This window comes from Weissella cibaria KACC 11862 (genome assembly GCF_000193635.1).
GTDB lineage: Bacteria > Bacillota > Bacilli > Lactobacillales > Lactobacillaceae > Weissella > Weissella cibaria.
The window spans coordinates 55836-72105 of the sequence record NZ_AEKT01000023.1; the positions used below are offsets into that span (position 1 = coordinate 55836).

Here is a 16270-nt window from a genome sequence, read left to right on the forward strand (position 1 = left end):
ACGATGAATTGTGCGGTGTGACCGTTTTTAATTAAGCTTCTGTTTTTGGTTCAGGAACAAACGTGTCTAGGGCTGACCAGAAAGCGACCAGCGAGAAGACAACGATAAAGTGCCAGAAGACCGTTGCCCAGGCGTTACCGTAAATGTTTGTGTATGTATTGATTAAGTGTTGCATCGTAATCAACGCCACGATTTCTTCGACCGCAATAATCAATGCAGTCAATGCAATCGCCGCGGCCAGTACCGCGCCGGCAAGCAGGATGAATGAAGCAACGTGTTGCGCAATCCAAGTGATTGACCAGGCTTTTGCTGCCTTATGATTCATGAATAGCGACCTCCAAGTGAATAATAACTAGTCCCTATTATACGTTAATTTAGTGTTGTTGTGGGTATTGGTTTGTGGGAAACTAGGGATATTGAAATAATAGGGGTGAGTGATGTATGGCAAAAACGGATCAAACGGTTAGTCCGCAGATTATTTGGGCAATTGTGGGGACGGGTATTTTAGCGTTTACGGGTATTTTAACAGAGACATCCATGAACGTGACCTTTCCGGATTTGATGAAGCAATTTAATATTTCGTTGAGTGTGGTGCAATGGCTGACTACGGCCTATTTGCTAATGGTGTCATTGGTGATGACTACCTCAGCGTTCTTAAAAGCAAAATTCAATCCACGGCAAATTTTTATCATCGCAATTGTGGCGTTCTTGATTGGGGACATTGTGGCGATTATGTCGCATTCCTTCGCGCTGCTGTTAGTTGGCCGTGTGATTCAAGGGATTGGGACAGGCGTCATTACGCCATTGGTATTCAATATTATTCTTGAAAATGTTCCGATGGCTCATATTGGTAAGTATATGGGCTTTGGTACGATGATTTTGTCGTTGGCACCAGCCTTTGGACCGATTTTTGGTGGTGTCGTGGCCTACTACTTAGGTTGGCGCGAAATTTTCTTATTGGTGTTACCAGTTGCGTTTGTCTCGCTGGTTATTTCAATTAAGACAGTGCCAACGGAGCATATTAAAAATGACGCATTCCGCTTTGATTATGTGAGCTTTGCGATGTTGGCCATCGCCTTTACCAGTTTCTTGTGGGCATTAAGTCAGCTAGAACATGGACATGTTAGTGGCATGCTCTTTGGTTTGCTGATTGTTGCTGCTTTAGCATTTGCTGGCTTCTTATACCGAGCTAAGCATGCGACGCGCCAATTTTTAAACTTAGGTATTTTTAAAGTGCCTGCGTTGCGTTTTGCGATGTTGGGGTACGTTGCATACATGTTTACCAATTTGATGGTTAATTTTGCCGTACCGACATTTGTCCAATTATCCTTGGGAGCAACAACGATGATTGCCGGCTTTGCCTTGATGCCGGGGTCGTTGGCTGGGGCGCTATTGAACCCAATTTATGGGCGGGCGTATGATGTGTACGGACCAAAGATGCCCTTGTTGGCAGGTAATGCAGCGTTTGTTGTGATTATGATGGTTTGGTCGATGATGACGATGAATGGCACAGTTATCTCAATGACAATCTTTTACTTGTTGATGACGCTCGGCCGGAATCTAGCCTTTGGTACGTCGATGACCGCTGGGCTAGCGCAGTTATCATTGCCCGAACGTGCCGATGGTAACGCGATTTTTAACACGGCGCAGCAGTTTGCCGGCGCCATCGGAACAACGGTGGCGTCATTGTTAATGAAGGTGAATCCCGACAGTGCTGCCTCCGTTGCAACACAAACAGCGCGCGGTGCCCAGCATGTCTTTTGGTTTATGTTGGCATTGGGTGTGCTGAATTTCGTATGGTTTAATCGCTTTTTGAAGCATAACGCGCCTTATTCAGAATAGGCTAAGTTGAATTTAATTTAAGAAAGCAAGTGAGGTGTTAGGTTATAACTAACACCTCACTTGCGTTTAGGGGTATAATAACACTAACTAAAAACACATGAAGGAGGCCGCCCGAAATGGCCAATGATTGGATCAATATTCACGGCGCGCGCGCTCACAATTTGAAAAATGTGGACGTGGCGATTCCCCGTGACAAATTCGTGGTGATGACCGGACTCTCTGGTTCTGGTAAGAGTTCACTTGCCTTTGACACGCTATATGCAGAAGGACAGAGACGTTATGTTGAAAGCTTGTCTGCCTATGCCCGTCAATTCTTAGGACAAATGGATAAGCCGGATGTAGATGCCATTGAAGGATTAAGTCCTGCTATCTCTATCGATCAAAAGACGACCTCAAAAAATCCCCGCTCAACGGTGGGGACGGTAACCGAGATTAACGACTATTATCGACTATTATTTGCTCGTGTTGGACAGCCCGACGCGGCCGAAGATGGCACAATCGTGAAGACGTCAATTGACCAAATGTTGAATTATTTGACGGAGAACTTGGATGAAGGGGCGCGGATGCAAATCCTATCACCAATTGTTCGTCATAAGCGTGGTTCGCATGCGACGGCTTTTGAACGTATTCAAAAAGAAGGTTTTGTTCGTGTCATGGTTGATGGTGAGATGCATGAAATCACCGATGAGCTGACGTTGGACAAGAACAAGTATCACGATATTTCAATTGTGGTTGATCGTATTATTTTGCGGGATGGTTCACGCGCGCGTTTGTTCGAATCATTTGAATCAGCAATGCGCATGGCCGAAGGGGTCGTGACAGTTGATGTGATTGGTGGTGAACCAATTACGTTCTCAGATCACTACACCGGTCCGTTGAAGGACTTTGCGGTTGGTAAGCTGGAACCACAGCTCTTTTCATTCAACGCACCTATGGGAGCGTGTGAAATCTGTGGGGGCTTGGGGATGACACTTGAGGTCGATGTTGACCGAGTTATTCCTGATAAGTCAAAGTCATTGGCTGACGGTGCCATTGTGGCCTGGAACCCAATTTCATCATCATACTACCCAGAAATGTTGCGCCAATTTGCTGAGCAATTTGAAATTCCAATGGACATCCCATTTGAAGAATTGACCGCTGATCAACAAGACATGGTGCTATATGGCTCACGTTTGAAGCCATTCCACTTCCACTATGAGAATGATTTTGGTGGGGTACGTGATGTTGATGTCCCATTCGAAGGGGTGATGAATAACATCGACCGTCGCTACCGTGAATCAAATTCTGATTTTACCCGTGAACAAATGCGTGGTTACATGGACGAATTGACTTGCAACGCTTGTGGCGGATACCGTTTGAACCCGGCTGCTTTGTCGGTTAAGGTTGGTGATAAGCACATCGGTCAAGTGTCAGAAATGCCGGTTGATAAGGAATTAGAATTCTTTGAAAACGTGACGTTTGGTGAGCAAGACAGTCAGATTGCAGCGCCCATCGTTAAGGAAATTACGGATCGCCTGAGCTTCTTGAAGAACGTTGGGCTAGATTATCTAACGCTCTCTCGTTCAGCGCGCACGTTATCAGGTGGTGAGGCACAACGAATTCGTTTGGCAACGCAAATCGGGTCAAACCTTTCGGGTGTGATGTACGTTTTGGACGAGCCGTCAATTGGCTTGCACCAACGTGACAATGACCGTTTGATTAATTCGTTGAAGCAGATGCGTGATTTAGGTAACACGTTGATTGTCGTTGAACACGACGAAGATACGATGAAAGCGGCCGACTACATCATCGACGTGGGGCCAGGAGCTGGTGACCACGGTGGTGAAATCATGGCGACGGGTACCCCAGCGGAAATCGAAGCAAATGATAACTCGCTAACGGGACAATACCTATCAGGCAAGAAGTTTATTCCAGTTCCTGAAACGCGACGTGAGGGTAATGGTAAAAAGATTACAATTACCGGTGCATCGGAAAACAACTTGAAAAACGTGAAGGTTGACTTCCCCTTGGGTAAGTTTGTCGCCGTGACCGGTGTTTCTGGTTCCGGAAAATCAACGCTGGTGAACACAATCTTGAAGCGGGCTTTGAAGATGGAGTTAAACAACAACTCTGAAAAGCCTGGTAAGTACAAGAAGATGACCGGCTTTGAGAATGTCGACAAGATTGTTGATATTGATCAAAGTCCAATCGGGCGTACGCCACGTTCAAACCCAGCGACGTATACGGGCGTCTTTGATGATATTCGCACGCTATTTGCGCAGACAAATGAAGCTAAGCTACGTGGCTATAACAAGGGTCGCTTCTCATTTAACACGAAGGGCGGTCGTTGTGAGGCATGTAAGGGTGATGGGGTCATCAAGATTGAGATGAACTTCCTCCCTGATGTTTACGTGACATGTGAAGTTTGTGGTGGTACCCGTTACAACTCAGAAACGCTTGAAGTAACGTATCGCGGTTTGACGATTGCAGATGTTTTGAATTTGACAGCCGAACAGGCCGTTGACTTCTTTGCACCAATTCCTAAGATTCGTCGTAAGTTGCAAACGATTGTTGATGTTGGGTTGGGTTATGTGACGCTTGGCCAATCAGCGACAACGTTGTCTGGTGGTGAAGCGCAACGTATGAAGTTAGCGTCAGAACTACAACGTAAGTCAACGGGTAAGACATTCTACATCTTGGACGAGCCAACCACTGGTTTGCACGTTGATGATATTTCGCGCTTACTTGAAGTGTTACAACGCCTAGTCGATGGTGGTAACACCGTTTTGGTTATCGAACACAATTTGGATGTTATCAAGACCGCTGACTGGCTGATTGATATGGGGCCAGAAGGTGGTGAAGGTGGTGGAACGGTGCTTGCAACCGGTACGCCAGAGGATATCGCTGCTGTGTCAGCTTCATATACAGGTCAATATCTTGGCCCAATTATGACGCGCGACCGCGAACGTGCGGCTGCAGCGACAGCAAAGTAAAGATTAAGTGCATGTTACAGTTGGCCTTTTTAGTTGCGTTCGCAGCTTGATGCGTGTATACTCCCTTTTTGTAAGTGATATTTTTAAAGAAAATAAAGACTAAAAAGTGAGGTAAACATCATGGCTGAAAAGTTGGATGTGGCATCAGCTCGTCGTAAGATGAAGAGCCCAAACATTAAGACTCGCAAGCGCGCATTGAAGGCATTGCACGATGCACGTAAGGCAGCGAACAACAAGAAGTAATTCTTGGCGTTATGTAAAAACTCCCTAGAAAGCTGAAATCAGCTATCTAGGGAGTTTTTTGATATCAAGCTAACGTTCACAAAAACCACATAGCCGGGCGTTTCCTCTCAATGGTATAATAACCTAGACACATTATATGTTCGGAGGGAACGCGTATGCCTAAAAAAGAATTGGTCATCGTTACGGGGATGAGTGGCGCTGGTAAAACAGTTGCGATTCAAGCCTTTGAAGACCTTGGCTACTTTACTGTTCAAAACCTGCCACCTGCTATGTTGCCAAAGTTTTGGCAAATGATTTCTGACGAAGAAAACATTCAGCGGGCAGCCGTGATGATTGACTTGCGGTCACAAAGCTTTTTCGCTGACCTAGATGACGAGATTCGCATTATGTCGGATTCAAATCATGATAAGTATGATTTGAAGATTGTGTATATCGATGCGACGGATGAAGAATTGGTGGCCCGCTATAAGGAAACCCGTCGTTCGCACCCCTTGTCAGGTGACCGAGGCACGTTGTACGGTATTCAAACTGAACGTCAACAACTAACAGAAATTCATGATATGGCGAGCGAAGTGATTCATACAGATGATTTCGCTCCTCGTCAATTGCGTAACTATATTCAAGAACATTTCGGGTCGGATGCTGATCGTGCGGGCACTTTTTCTGTGCAAGTGATGAGCTTCGGCTTTAAATATGGTGTACCAGTCGATGCTGACTTGATTATTGATGTGCGCTTTTTAAAGAATCCCTACTACATTACGGCTTTGCGTGAACAAACGGGCTTGGATAAAGCAGTTTGGGATTATGTTTGGTCAAGCGAAGATGCCGAAGAATTTTATGAGCGCCAAAGTAGTTTGATTAAGTGGTTGTTACCAAAGTATAAGGCTGAGGGTAAAAGTACGCTAACGATTGCCTTTGGTTGCACTGGTGGTCAACACCGGTCAGTGGCGTTTGCACACCGCTTGAGTCAGGATTTGGCAGCTGATTGGAAGGTAAACGAATACCACCGTGACATTGAGCGTCGTAAAGAAAGCAGTAATCGCTCATGACAGAGGCCTTTAAAGTAACAACACGGCCAAAGATTGTTGTCATTGGCGGTGGTTCCGGTCAACCGGTGATTTTGCGGGGGTTGAAGCAGTATGATACTGATTTAACTGCCGTTATTACGGTGGCTGATGATGGTGGTTCTTCTGGGACGTTGCGGGATTATCTCAATATGGTACCGCCTGGTGATATTCGAAATGTGATGGCCGTTTTATCGAGTTTGCCACAAGAAATTATTGATATTTTCCAATACCGTTTTCGCAAAGAGGATGAAATGCTAGCGAATCACGCGTTGGGGAACTTGATCATTGCGGCGATGGCAGAGAAGGAACGTGACATTTTTACAGGCGTTCAGACGCTTGCAAAAGTCATGGACGTACAGGGGCATGTGTATCCGGTAGCGGATGAGCCACTGGTGTTGCATGCCACATTTTCAGATGGCACAACTTTGTCTGGCGAAGCTGAAATTACAGCTGCCCACAAGCGGATTGATAGTATTTGGGTGACACCGCAGGATGATTCGACGAATGAAGTTGCGCAAGCGCCATCAGAGGTCATTAATGCCATTTTGAACGCAGACGTGATTGTTTTAGGACCGGGAAGTTTGTTTACGAGTGTCTTGCCAAACTTAATGGTCCCCAATGTCGCTGAAGCATTAAAGGCGACCCGAGCAAAAGTGGTTTACATTGCGAACATCATGACGCAAAAGGGTGAAACTGATGATTTTTCAGATGCTGATCACCTACGCGCGATTAATCGACACGTGGGTGATAACGTCGTCGATGCCGTGATTATGAATACTGGCGTCGTGCCAGAAGATTATATTGACTGGAAGAAGTGGAACGAGGTCTCGCACCAGGTAACGTTTGATCCGGAAGAGGTTCGACAAGAAGGTGCGGTGCCTGTCTTGGGCGATTTGTTAGAGTTACGGGATGATGGCGCCTTTCACAATGGTGATATTGTGGCCCAATTAATCATGCAAATTGCGAACTCGCCCGAAATATAAAAAGGAGGTGTAAACTGTGTCATTTGCAAGTGATGTGAAAAAAGAATTAACAATGCTTGAGATTAACAATCCAGATAATGCGAAGGCTGAATTGTCAGCATTGTTGCGAATGAATGGTTCGCTAGGACTAGCAAACATGCGGTTTACGCTGAATGTACAAACAGAGAATGCAGCGACAGCCCGACGGATTCTGGGGTTGCTCCAACAGTTCTACCAGTTGCCTTCAGAAATTTCGGTCCGACGTCAGATGAAACTGAAGAAGAATAATCTGTATGTCGTTCGAATTGTGCAAGGTGTCAATGAATTGCTAGATGATTTGCACATTTTTGAAGACTTTGAATTGTTGCCAACGGTACCAGACGATTGGCTAGCTGATGAAGGCAAAGCACGTTCTTATTTGCGTGGGGCGTTTTTAGCGGCTGGATCAGTTAATAATCCAGAAACAAGTCGGTATCACTTAGAGATTTACTCATTGTATGAAGAACAAGCTCACCAATTGGAAGGCTTGATGAATCGGTTTGATTTAAATGCTAAAGTCGTTGATCGCCGGTCAGGCTACATTGTTTATCTAAAAGAGGCTGAAAAAATCGGTGATATGTTAATGGTGATTGGGGCTACTAATGCCATGCTTAAAATGGAAGACGTGCGTATTCTACGGGATATGCGTAATTCTGTTAATCGATTAGTTAATGCAGAAAATGCTAATTTGGATAAGACGGTTAATGCCAGCCAAAAGCAGATTGATGATATTGAATTTTTAGATGAAGAAATTGGCTTAGCTCGTCTGCCTGAAAAGTTACGTGAAATTGCCGAGGTGCGGCTTGCCCATCGTGAAGACCCGTTGTCGGAACTTGGTCAGTACGTGCCGTCTGGTGAAATTTCTAAGTCAGGGGTTAATCACCGTCTGCGTAAACTCTCGAAGATGGCTGATGATTTACGGACGACGGGGGCACTTCCTAAAGGAATCAACTAGAAGGCTTCTTTTTGTTTGACCATGTTTGACGAAATGTCTAAAATATAGATATGTTCTGATTTGAACATCAGGAGGAAATTAAAAAATGAACCCAATTCCATACGTTATTGAGCAATCATCACGTGGTGAACGTTCTTACGACATTTACTCACGTTTGTTGATTGACCGTATTATCATGGTCAGTGGACCAATTGAATCACAAATGGCAACGGCAATTATTGCCCAATTGCTATTCTTGGATGCACAAGATCCAGATAAGGATATTTACATGTACATTAACTCTCCTGGTGGAGAAGTTAATGCCGGTATGGCCATCTATGACACTATGAACTTCATCCACGCCGACGTACAAACGATTGTTATCGGCTTGGCTGCTTCAATGGCGTCAGTCTTGGCTTCATCAGGAGCAAAGGGCAAGCGCTTTATGCTACCTAACTCTCAGTTTATGATTCACCAACCATCTGGTGGTGCACAAGGTCAACAAACTGAAATCGCGATTGCTGCTGAAGAGATTTTGAAGACGCGTAAGAAGTTGAACGAAATCTTGGCTGCAAACACAGATAACCCATACGAGCGTCTTGAACGTGATACGGAACGTGACCACTGGTTGGATGCGGAAGAATCACTTGAATATGGTCTGGTTGATAAGATCATGAAGAACGCTGACGATCGTAAGTAAATCGTTAATATTTGTCATAAACATGTCCTGAATGTCGTCGTTTGGGGCATGTTTTTTTCTTAGATCAACACCACGCACTCCGATAAGTTGGAGTTTTGGTGGTTTTTGACCGTTTTTTAGGGCCAAATGTGAATTATTCGTGAAATTTGTGAACTTTTACGCAGCGAAAAAGGGCCCTAAAGATACGCCGTTTGACATGCTACTGTAACATTAGTGAGTGTTTTGGCCCGAAGTTTGTCCAAATGGGACAAAACTATGTGAAACTAGTTTGGGAAAGTATGTTGACTTATTCACAAGTTACCTTATAATGAATAAGTGTTAAGAAACGCTTTGGAGGATTTTAGTTATGAAGATTTTTGCATACGGTATTCGTGAAGACGAAAAGCCATCATTGAACGAGTGGATTGCCGCTCACCCGGAAGTTGAAGTTGGGTACACTGACAAGTTGTTGGATCCTGAGACGGCTAAGTTGGCAGAAGGTGCTGACGCAGTTAACGTCTACCAACAATTGGACTACACACGTGAGACGTTGACGGCATTGCACGAATTGGGCATCAACAAGATGTCATTGCGTAACGTTGGTACGGATAACATTGATTTCGATGCTGCTCGCGAATTTGATTTTTCAATTTCAAACGTGCCTGTTTACTCACCAAATGCCATTGCTGAGCACTCAATGATTCAAATGTCACGTTTGTTGCGTCGTGCAAAGGCATTGGACGCCAAGATTGCGAACCATGACTTGCGTTGGGCACCAACAATTGGACGTGAAGTACGCATGCAAACGGTTGGTGTTATCGGTACTGGTCACATTGGTCGTGTTGCAATTAACATCTTGAAGGGCTTCGGCGCCAAGGTAATTGCATACGATTTGTACCGCAATGCAGAGTTGGAAGCCGAAGGCATTTATGTTGATACGTTGGATGAGTTGTACGCACAAGCAGACGTTATTTCATTGTACGTACCAGGCGTACCAGCTAACCACCACATGATCAACGCAGAGTCAATTGCAAAGATGAAGGACGGCGTTGTCTTGGTTAACGTTTCACGCGGTAACTTGATGGATATCGACGCAGTTATTGCTGGTTTGGATTCAGGTAAGATTTCAGACTTTGCAATGGACGTTTACGAAGAAGAAGTTGGTTTGTTTAACGTCGACTGGTCAGATAAGGAATTCCCAGACGCTAAGATTGCTGACTTGATTGCCCGCGAGAACGTCTTGGTTACGCCTCACACGGCTTTCTACACAACAAAGGCTGTGCTTGAAATGGTTCACCAATCAATGGATGCTTCATTGGCATTTATTAATGGTGAAACTCCAGCTATTGCAGTTGAATACTAATTGTGATAACTTACTTTTTGTAAGTAATTATTCATTTTTATAATCCTCTCCAAATGAAATGCCGTCTGTTGTGAGATTCAGCGGTTTTCGAGAATTTGTTGGGAATTGAGTTTTTGGTTTGAAAGGTTAATTGAATATTATGACGAGCGAATTTTTTGACGGCTCATACGAGCTGAAGTTGAAGGATTTCTTCTTCAAGGTGCTTTCAGGTTCTGCCCAAGGTATCTTGATTGGTGTTTTGCCATCTGCCGTAATGAAGTACATCTTGAAGATGTTCGGAACGGCGCAATGGGCGCTTGATTTGTCAGCGATTTTGACGCTGTTCTCATCATTCATTCCGTTGTTGATTGGTCTTGCAATTGCCATGCAATTCCGCATGAAGGCACTTGATGCGGGTGTGATGGCGATTGCGGTTGGTGCATCTGCTGGTTCTGTAAAGTGGGCCATGGCACCTGCTGGCTTTGTAAACCCAGTGACGGGCGTTAAGTTGACAGCACCTGCTAACGTGTACATCGCAGCCGGTGCCGGTGACGTGATTAACGCTATCATTGTCGCTGCAGTTGCCGTGTTGGTTATCTGGTTAGTATCAAAGTACCTAAAGGGCTTTGGTGCGGTAGCAATTATCTTGAGCCCAATTGTTATTGGTGGTGGTGTGGCGTTGTTTGGTAAGGCAATTGCCCCATACGTTGCTTACATCACGACTTGGGTTGGTGATGCTGTGCGTTTGGCAACTGACTTGCAACCATTGCCAATGTCAATTGCCATTGCGATGGCCTTCTCATTCATCATCATCACACCTATCTCAACGGTTGGAATTGCTTTGGCAATCGCCTTGTCAGGTTTGGGTGCTGGTGCTGCCGGTGCTGGTGTTGTTGCCACGACAGTTATCTTGTTGATCAACTCATGGAAGGTTAACAAGAAGGGAACGACGGTTGCCATCTTCTTGGGTGCGATGAAGGGTATGATGCCAGCAATCTTCAAGAAGCCAATTATGATTTTGAGCTTCTTGGTTGCAGCAGCTATCTCAGCTATCCCAGTGGCCATCTTTAACGTACAAGGAACGCCTACATCAGCTGGTTTCGGTTGGATTGGAATGGTTTCACCAATTCAATCAATGATTGCTGATGGTGCTGAACGAGATATCGTAACGCACACGATTGGTGCTTTCCCAGCCTTGTTGACTTGGTTGATTGTGCCAGCTGTTGCTGGTTTCGTAGTCGACATGTTGTTTACAAAGGTCTTTAAGTTGTACACGCCTGCTGATTTTGAGCAAGATATGTAATGTGAGTTAAACAAAAAAGCAGTTATCTCAAATTGAGATAACTGCTTTTTTGCGTAATCGGCGGTAAAATACGAGTAAAGGGGGTGAAGGTGATGGTTAGTCTGGAACGGAAGCAAGCTGAACAAATCATTCAAGCTGTCGGCGGTGCGACAAATATTGAACGGGTGATCCATTGCGTGACACGATTGCGTTTTTATTTAGTTGATCCTAGCAAGGTTGATTCGCCTCGGCTGGTCGCGATTGATGGCGTGGCGGGAGAGGCCTTTAATGCGCTCCTTGGTCAATATCAAGTTGTGATTGGACCTGGTGTCCATGAGGTGTATGAAATGGTGGAGAACGTCTTACAGGATGCGACACGGGAGTTGGATGCACAACCGAACGCAAGTGGTGCTTGGCAACGCGTCAAGCAGTGGGTGAAAGGCATAAAAAAAGACTACTAGGACGAATCCTAGTAGTCTTTTCTAATTACTTAGGTGAAACAACTTGCTTACCCTTGTATGAACCATCAGCGGCCACGTGGTGGTTACGTACGTAAACACCGTTTTCGTTCATGTGGATAGCAGGCGTCTTAAGTCCGCCTTGACCACCGCGACGTGAGCGCTTTGCGTTCTTTGAAGTCTTACGTGCAGGAACTGCCATATTTTTATCCTCCCTTACACCGCCGTGTCAGAAAAGAAAGGCAGTGTTTAATAATCGATTATTTTTTCAACTGTTCTAAATTACATTATTTTTTGATAGTTGTCAAGTGACGGGCGCTTTTTTCCTATTTTGGGTATGGCGATCGAACGTTGATATCACGGGCTTTCATTGTTTACAAAATATACGTAAAGTAAGATAATTAAACGTACCAAAAAACAAGGAGGCATATTTACTGATGGCAAAAGATTCAGTAAAGGATCCGTCAGTTGCAAACGCACAAGCGACTGATGGTCCAAGTTTGGCGGAAATCAACAGCACAGTGGAAGTTCCACAAGGCGGCGGATTTTTGCGGAAGTTGATGGCGTGGAGTGGACCAGGGGCATTGGTTGCCGTTGGTTACATGGACCCAGGTAACTGGATTACGTCAATTGTCGGTGGGGCACAGTATCGATACCTATTGATTTCTGTGATCTTAGTATCTAGTTTAATTGCGATGTTGTTGCAATATATGGCGGCTAAACTAGGGATTGTGGCTCAGAAAGATCTGGCCCAAATGACGCGTGATTCCACGAATAAATGGATCGGATACATCCTTTGGTTTATGACGGAATTGGCGATTATGGCAACTGAAATGGCCGAAGTTATCGGTGCAGCGATTGCCATCCACTTGCTGTTCGGTTTGCCACTTTTGTGGGGTGTGATTATCACGGCACTGGATGTTTTGCTACTCTTGCTCCTAATGAAGCTCGGGTTCCGTAAGATTGAAGGGATTGTCTTGACCCTGATTATCGTAATTCTACTTGTATTCCTATACATGGCGTTCCTAGCAAAGCCAGATATGGGGCAGGTTGCGGTAAACTTGGTACCACACCGCGATATTCTGAAGCATGGTCAATTGATGTTGGCGTTGGGAATTGTGGGTGCGACGGTTATGCCACACAACTTGTATCTCCACTCATCAATTTCGCAAACGCGAAAGGTTGATCGGAGCGAGAAGAAGAACATTGCTGAAGCGATTCGTTTCACAACGTGGGACTCAAACATTCAATTAACGGGTGCGTTTGTTGTTAACTCATTATTGTTGATTGTGGGTGCGGCCTTGTTCTTCGGCCACGGTTCAGAGCTTGAAGCCTTTGGTGATTTGTTTAATGCCCTTAACGATAAAGCGATTGTTGGTGCAATTGCGAGTCCTGTCTTGAGTATGCTGTTCGCTATTGCGTTGTTGGCGTCAGGTCAAAACTCAACCATTACGGGTACCTTGACTGGTCAAATTATCATGGAAGGTTATACTCACTGGCGGATGCCAATGTGGCTACAACGAATTTTGACGCGTGGTATTGCGCTGGTTCCAATTGTGATTTTTGCCATTATCTTCGGTGCAACTGAAGGGGCCTTAGATCGTCTTTTGGTTTACTCACAAGTGTTCTTGTCAGTGGCTTTGCCGTTCTCAATGTTCCCATTGATTTACTTCACGTCATCGAAGAAGTTCATGGGCGAGTTTGTTAACCCACGTTGGGCAACTGTTCTGGGGTATGCTGTGTCAGTGATCTTGACGGGATTGAATATCCAATTGATTGTGTCGACGTTGGCACCATTGTTTAAGTAAAAGGAGGACGAGTTCATGGTAGAGGCAAAGCATTTTAAACGAGTGTTGGCGGCTGTTGATGATTCAAAGTTGGGTCAACTCGCATTAGTTAACGCTATTCACCAAGCGCAAGAAGATGATTCAGAACTGACGATTGTTTCTGTCTTTGAGGCCGAACAGATGAACGTCTTTGATTACTTTTCAAAGGAAAAGAACGCTGCAGCACGTGAGGACGTTGAAGAGGCGCTTAAACGTTACCGACAAACGGCAGTTGATGCCGGTGTTGGTCATGTTGACACGGTATTCGCTGAAGGCGAGCCTGGTGAGGTGATTGTTAAGGATGTCATTCCATCAGTCAAGCCGGATATGGTTGTGATTGGGTCACACTCACAACGAGGCGCGGAAAAGTATTTTGGCTCACAATCTAGTTATGTGGCAAATAATGCCCCTGTAACGGTCATGATTGTTCGCTAATTTTAAAGGTATATAAAAAGCACTTTAACTGAATTGTTAAGGTGCTTTTTTGGTATTCTGACGGTCTGAATTAGGTTCCTTTTCCGGCTGACAAGGCTTGTGGTTTACTGTACAATGGTTAGCGTTATATAACTTTGGGATATTTTGTGGAGGGTAATGATGGAACTGTTAAGTCAGTATATCGATGCGTATTTATCAACGCTGAAGTATTTAGACGAAGTTGTTTCGGAACCGGCAGCTGATTATGGTTTGTCGTTCGAACAATATTTGATTATGCATAGCATCGCTGATCAAGATGGGTTAACGCTAACGGATGTCGTTGAACGACGACATGTTACGCGGGCAGCCGTATCACGTCAAATTAAGATGTTGTTGAAGAAAGAATTCATTTATCAAGAACCTGATGAAATGGATCGTCGCCGCATGTTGCTACATTTAACTGAAGCGGGCGCGGATGTCGAGCGAATTGTGACGAAACGCGTCGAAAATCGCTTTGATGGCTGGGTGGAGTCTTTTGGGGAAGACAAAGCACACAAAGTATTGGCGTTTATTCGTCAGTTCGACGATAAGGTCGTTTCAAAGACGAAGGCAAAAGTAAAAGCACGAAACTTAGAGTAATAGCATGAGATGCCGGACAAATCAGAGGGGGATTTGTCCGGCTTTTTTATAAAAAGGGGTGGTTTTGCATCATTTTTGGTACTTTTCGTTGTTTAGCTAAGTATTGCGGTAGGATAGTAAGTGTTCAGAGATGAACCGTGGTTTCTCTCTCTCTATTAGACCACGTAAAACTCTTTTCTCTTTATCTTAATTTACGTTAAGAAATAAACAGTGGCTTCTCACCACTGAAATTAAATGCTCCGCGGATACGCGGGGCTTTTTGCTATTTTTGAGGCTTGAATTCATCGGCTGGTTGTTGTATCATATAGAAGTTGATTTTTGGGCATTAGCCAAGCGGTAAGGCAACGGTTTCTGGTACCGTCATGCACTGGTTCGAATCCAGTATGCCCAGTGATAACGGAAAGACGTTTCTGATTTTTCGGAAGCGCCTTTTTATTTTGCGTTTATTTGTGAATAAATGTTTCACAAATGGAAAAATCGACTAATTTGTACCACACACGTTGCGAAATGTCGCTATTCGAACGTTGTACAGACATTCACATTGTAAGTGAATTATGCTAAACTATAAAAGATTTGAAACTTATATTAAGTAATTGTGGAGGAATATAATCATGGCACAACACCACCAAAAGGTTGTTCTTGTCGGAGACGGTGCGGTTGGTTCATCATACGCATTCGCATTGATGCAACAAGGTATCGCCGAAGAATTGGTAATCGTTGATATTATGAAGGAGCGTACGGAAGGTGACGCTTTGGACTTGGAGGACGCAGCTCCTTGGACGTTTAACAAGAATGTCTACTCAGGTTCATATGACGATGCCAAGGATGCCGACTTGGTTGTTATCACGGCCGGAGCCCCACAAAAGCCAGGTGAGACGCGTTTGGACTTGGTTGACAAGAACTTGAAGATTATCAAGTCAATCGTGTCACCAATCGTTGAATCAGGATTTAACGGTATCTTCTTGGTTGCTGCTAACCCAGTTGATATTTTGACAATGGCTGTACAAAAGTTCTCAGGATTCCCAAAGAACCGGGTCTTCGGATCAGGTACGTCATTGGACACGGCCCGCTTGCGCATGGCTTTGGCAAAGAAGTTCAATGTCTCACCTGAGGCAGTTGATGCTTACATTTTGGGTGAGCACGGTGATTCAGAGTTCGCTAACTTTGATGAAGCTTTGATCGGTGGCCGTCCATTGAAGTTGTGGGCTGCTGAAGCAGGTATCTCAGACGCTGATTTGGATCAAATCTTGTACGACACAGCACACAAGGCATACGAAATCATTAACCGTAAGGGCGCAACGTTCTACGGTATCGGAACGTCATTGGCCCGTATTACGCGAGCAATCTTCCGCGATGAGAAGATGGTCTTGCCAGTTGGTGCCTGGATGGAAGGTCAATACGGTTTGAACGATATTTACATCGGAACGCCTGCTGTTATCGGTGCTAACGGTGTTGAAGCTGTTATTGAAGCAACGTTGTCTGAAGAAGAAGCTGCTAAGATGGCAGCCTCAGCTAAGACTTTGAAGGAAGTTGCTGAAGGTGGTTTCGCCCGTTTGGACGCCTAAATAAAT

General features: G+C 44.8%; 16 protein-coding genes and 1 tRNA gene. 15 read left to right on the plus strand and 2 right to left on the minus strand.

Going from position 1 to position 16270, the window contains the following annotated elements; translation table 11 throughout:
• Nucleotides 1–31: 31 nt before the first annotated feature.
• Entirely contained in the window at nt 32–325 is a 294-nt protein-coding gene (locus ESE_RS0105025; protein ID WP_010372226.1) for a hypothetical protein, read from the minus strand.
• Nucleotides 326–441: 116 nt separating this feature from the next.
• On the opposite strand from ESE_RS0105025, the gene ESE_RS0105030 reads away from it, so the two are divergent.
• The 10 genes from ESE_RS0105030 (at nt 442) to ESE_RS0105075 (ending at nt 11823) form a co-directional block, all read left to right on the plus strand.
• Nucleotides 442–1842 (plus strand): MFS transporter, encoded by a 1401-nt coding sequence (locus ESE_RS0105030; RefSeq protein WP_010372229.1) that lies wholly within the window; start codon nt 442–444, stop codon nt 1840–1842.
• A 116-nt stretch (nt 1843–1958) separates the two neighbouring features.
• Nucleotides 1959–4814, plus strand: a complete 2856-nt coding sequence (gene uvrA / locus ESE_RS0105035; RefSeq protein WP_010372232.1) for an excinuclease ABC subunit UvrA — start codon at nt 1959–1961, stop codon at nt 4812–4814.
• A gap of 120 nt (nt 4815–4934) precedes the next feature.
• Nucleotides 4935–5057 carry a putative metal homeostasis protein gene (locus tag ESE_RS12180; protein WP_010372234.1) on the plus strand — a complete coding sequence of 41 codons (123 nt, stop codon included), beginning with the start codon at nt 4935–4937 and terminating at the stop codon, nt 5055–5057.
• Between the two features lie 155 nt (nt 5058–5212).
• Entirely contained in the window at nt 5213–6106 is an 894-nt protein-coding gene (gene rapZ, locus ESE_RS0105045; RefSeq protein WP_010372237.1) for an RNase adapter RapZ, read from the plus strand.
• Nucleotides 6103–7107: a gluconeogenesis factor YvcK family protein gene (locus tag ESE_RS0105050; RefSeq protein ID WP_010372239.1), complete on the plus strand. Its 1005-nt coding sequence runs from the start codon at nt 6103–6105 to the stop codon at nt 7105–7107. Before rapZ ends, ESE_RS0105050 begins: the two co-directional genes overlap by 4 nt.
• Nucleotides 7108–7123: 16 nt before the next feature.
• Nucleotides 7124–8080, plus strand: a complete 957-nt coding sequence (gene whiA, locus ESE_RS0105055) for a DNA-binding protein WhiA (RefSeq protein WP_010372242.1) — start codon at nt 7124–7126, stop codon at nt 8078–8080.
• 85 nt (nt 8081–8165) lie between these two features.
• On the plus strand, nt 8166–8759 hold the full coding sequence (locus tag ESE_RS0105060) for an ATP-dependent Clp protease proteolytic subunit (protein ID WP_010372244.1): 594 nt from the start codon (nt 8166–8168) through the stop codon (nt 8757–8759).
• Between the two features lie 346 nt (nt 8760–9105).
• On the plus strand, nt 9106–10101 hold the full coding sequence (locus tag ESE_RS0105065) for a D-2-hydroxyacid dehydrogenase (RefSeq protein WP_010372248.1): 996 nt from the start codon (nt 9106–9108) through the stop codon (nt 10099–10101).
• 139 nt (nt 10102–10240) lie between these two features.
• A complete protein-coding gene (locus ESE_RS0105070) occupies nt 10241–11383 on the plus strand; it encodes a PTS sugar transporter subunit IIC (protein WP_010372251.1) in 1143 nt (380 codons plus the stop codon).
• A 92-nt stretch (nt 11384–11475) separates the two neighbouring features.
• Nucleotides 11476–11823, plus strand: coding sequence for a PTS transporter subunit EIIB (locus tag ESE_RS0105075; protein ID WP_010372254.1), 348 nt, complete (start codon nt 11476–11478; stop codon nt 11821–11823).
• A gap of 25 nt (nt 11824–11848) precedes the next feature.
• Here ESE_RS0105075 and rpmF read toward each other — a convergent pair whose 3' ends face one another.
• The gene (gene rpmF, locus ESE_RS0105080; protein WP_003608705.1) at nt 11849–12022 is read right to left on the minus strand and encodes a 50S ribosomal protein L32; all 174 of its coding nucleotides are present in this window, start codon (nt 12020–12022) and stop codon (nt 11849–11851) included.
• Between the two features lie 235 nt (nt 12023–12257).
• Here rpmF and ESE_RS0105085 point away from each other — a divergent pair, with 235 nt between their 5' ends.
• From ESE_RS0105085 to ESE_RS0105105, 5 genes are all read left to right on the plus strand, one after another.
• On the plus strand, nt 12258–13628 hold the full coding sequence (locus ESE_RS0105085; protein WP_010372260.1) for an Nramp family divalent metal transporter: 1371 nt from the start codon (nt 12258–12260) through the stop codon (nt 13626–13628).
• Between the two features lie 15 nt (nt 13629–13643).
• Complete coding sequence (locus ESE_RS0105090; protein ID WP_010372262.1) at nt 13644–14081, plus strand: universal stress protein; 438 nt, start codon at nt 13644–13646, stop codon at nt 14079–14081.
• A gap of 159 nt (nt 14082–14240) precedes the next feature.
• Nucleotides 14241–14699, plus strand: a complete 459-nt coding sequence (locus ESE_RS0105095) for a MarR family winged helix-turn-helix transcriptional regulator (RefSeq protein ID WP_010372265.1) — start codon at nt 14241–14243, stop codon at nt 14697–14699.
• Nucleotides 14700–15018: 319 nt separating this feature from the next.
• Nucleotides 15019–15090, plus strand: a tRNA-Gln gene (locus tag ESE_RS0105100).
• Nucleotides 15091–15310: 220 nt separating this feature from the next.
• Nucleotides 15311–16264, plus strand: coding sequence for an L-lactate dehydrogenase (locus tag ESE_RS0105105; protein WP_010372268.1), 954 nt, complete (start codon nt 15311–15313; stop codon nt 16262–16264).
• Nucleotides 16265–16270: the final 6 nt, after the last annotated feature.

Bases quoted from the DNA above. Each gene is read 5' to 3' on its own strand.
- ESE_RS0105025 (WP_010372226.1), bottom strand. From the start codon at position 325: ATGAATCATAAGGCAGCAAAAGCCTGGTCAATCACTTGGATTGCGCAA.
- ESE_RS0105030 (WP_010372229.1), top strand. From the start codon at position 442: ATGGCAAAAACGGATCAAACGGTTAGTCCGCAGATTATTTGGGCAATT.
- uvrA (WP_010372232.1), top strand. From the start codon at position 1,959: ATGGCCAATGATTGGATCAATATTCACGGCGCGCGCGCTCACAATTTG.
- ESE_RS12180 (WP_010372234.1), top strand. From the start codon at position 4,935: ATGGCTGAAAAGTTGGATGTGGCATCAGCTCGTCGTAAGATGAAGAGC.
- rapZ (WP_010372237.1), top strand. From the start codon at position 5,213: ATGCCTAAAAAAGAATTGGTCATCGTTACGGGGATGAGTGGCGCTGGT.
- ESE_RS0105050 (WP_010372239.1), top strand. From the start codon at position 6,103: ATGACAGAGGCCTTTAAAGTAACAACACGGCCAAAGATTGTTGTCATT.
- ESE_RS0105060 (WP_010372244.1), top strand. From the start codon at position 8,166: ATGAACCCAATTCCATACGTTATTGAGCAATCATCACGTGGTGAACGT.
- ESE_RS0105065 (WP_010372248.1), top strand. From the start codon at position 9,106: ATGAAGATTTTTGCATACGGTATTCGTGAAGACGAAAAGCCATCATTG.
- ESE_RS0105070 (WP_010372251.1), top strand. From the start codon at position 10,241: ATGACGAGCGAATTTTTTGACGGCTCATACGAGCTGAAGTTGAAGGAT.
- ESE_RS0105075 (WP_010372254.1), top strand. From the start codon at position 11,476: ATGGTTAGTCTGGAACGGAAGCAAGCTGAACAAATCATTCAAGCTGTC.
- rpmF (WP_003608705.1), bottom strand. From the start codon at position 12,022: ATGGCAGTTCCTGCACGTAAGACTTCAAAGAACGCAAAGCGCTCACGT.
- ESE_RS0105085 (WP_010372260.1), top strand. From the start codon at position 12,258: ATGGCAAAAGATTCAGTAAAGGATCCGTCAGTTGCAAACGCACAAGCG.
- ESE_RS0105090 (WP_010372262.1), top strand. From the start codon at position 13,644: ATGGTAGAGGCAAAGCATTTTAAACGAGTGTTGGCGGCTGTTGATGAT.
- ESE_RS0105095 (WP_010372265.1), top strand. From the start codon at position 14,241: ATGGAACTGTTAAGTCAGTATATCGATGCGTATTTATCAACGCTGAAG.
- ESE_RS0105105 (WP_010372268.1), top strand. From the start codon at position 15,311: ATGGCACAACACCACCAAAAGGTTGTTCTTGTCGGAGACGGTGCGGTT.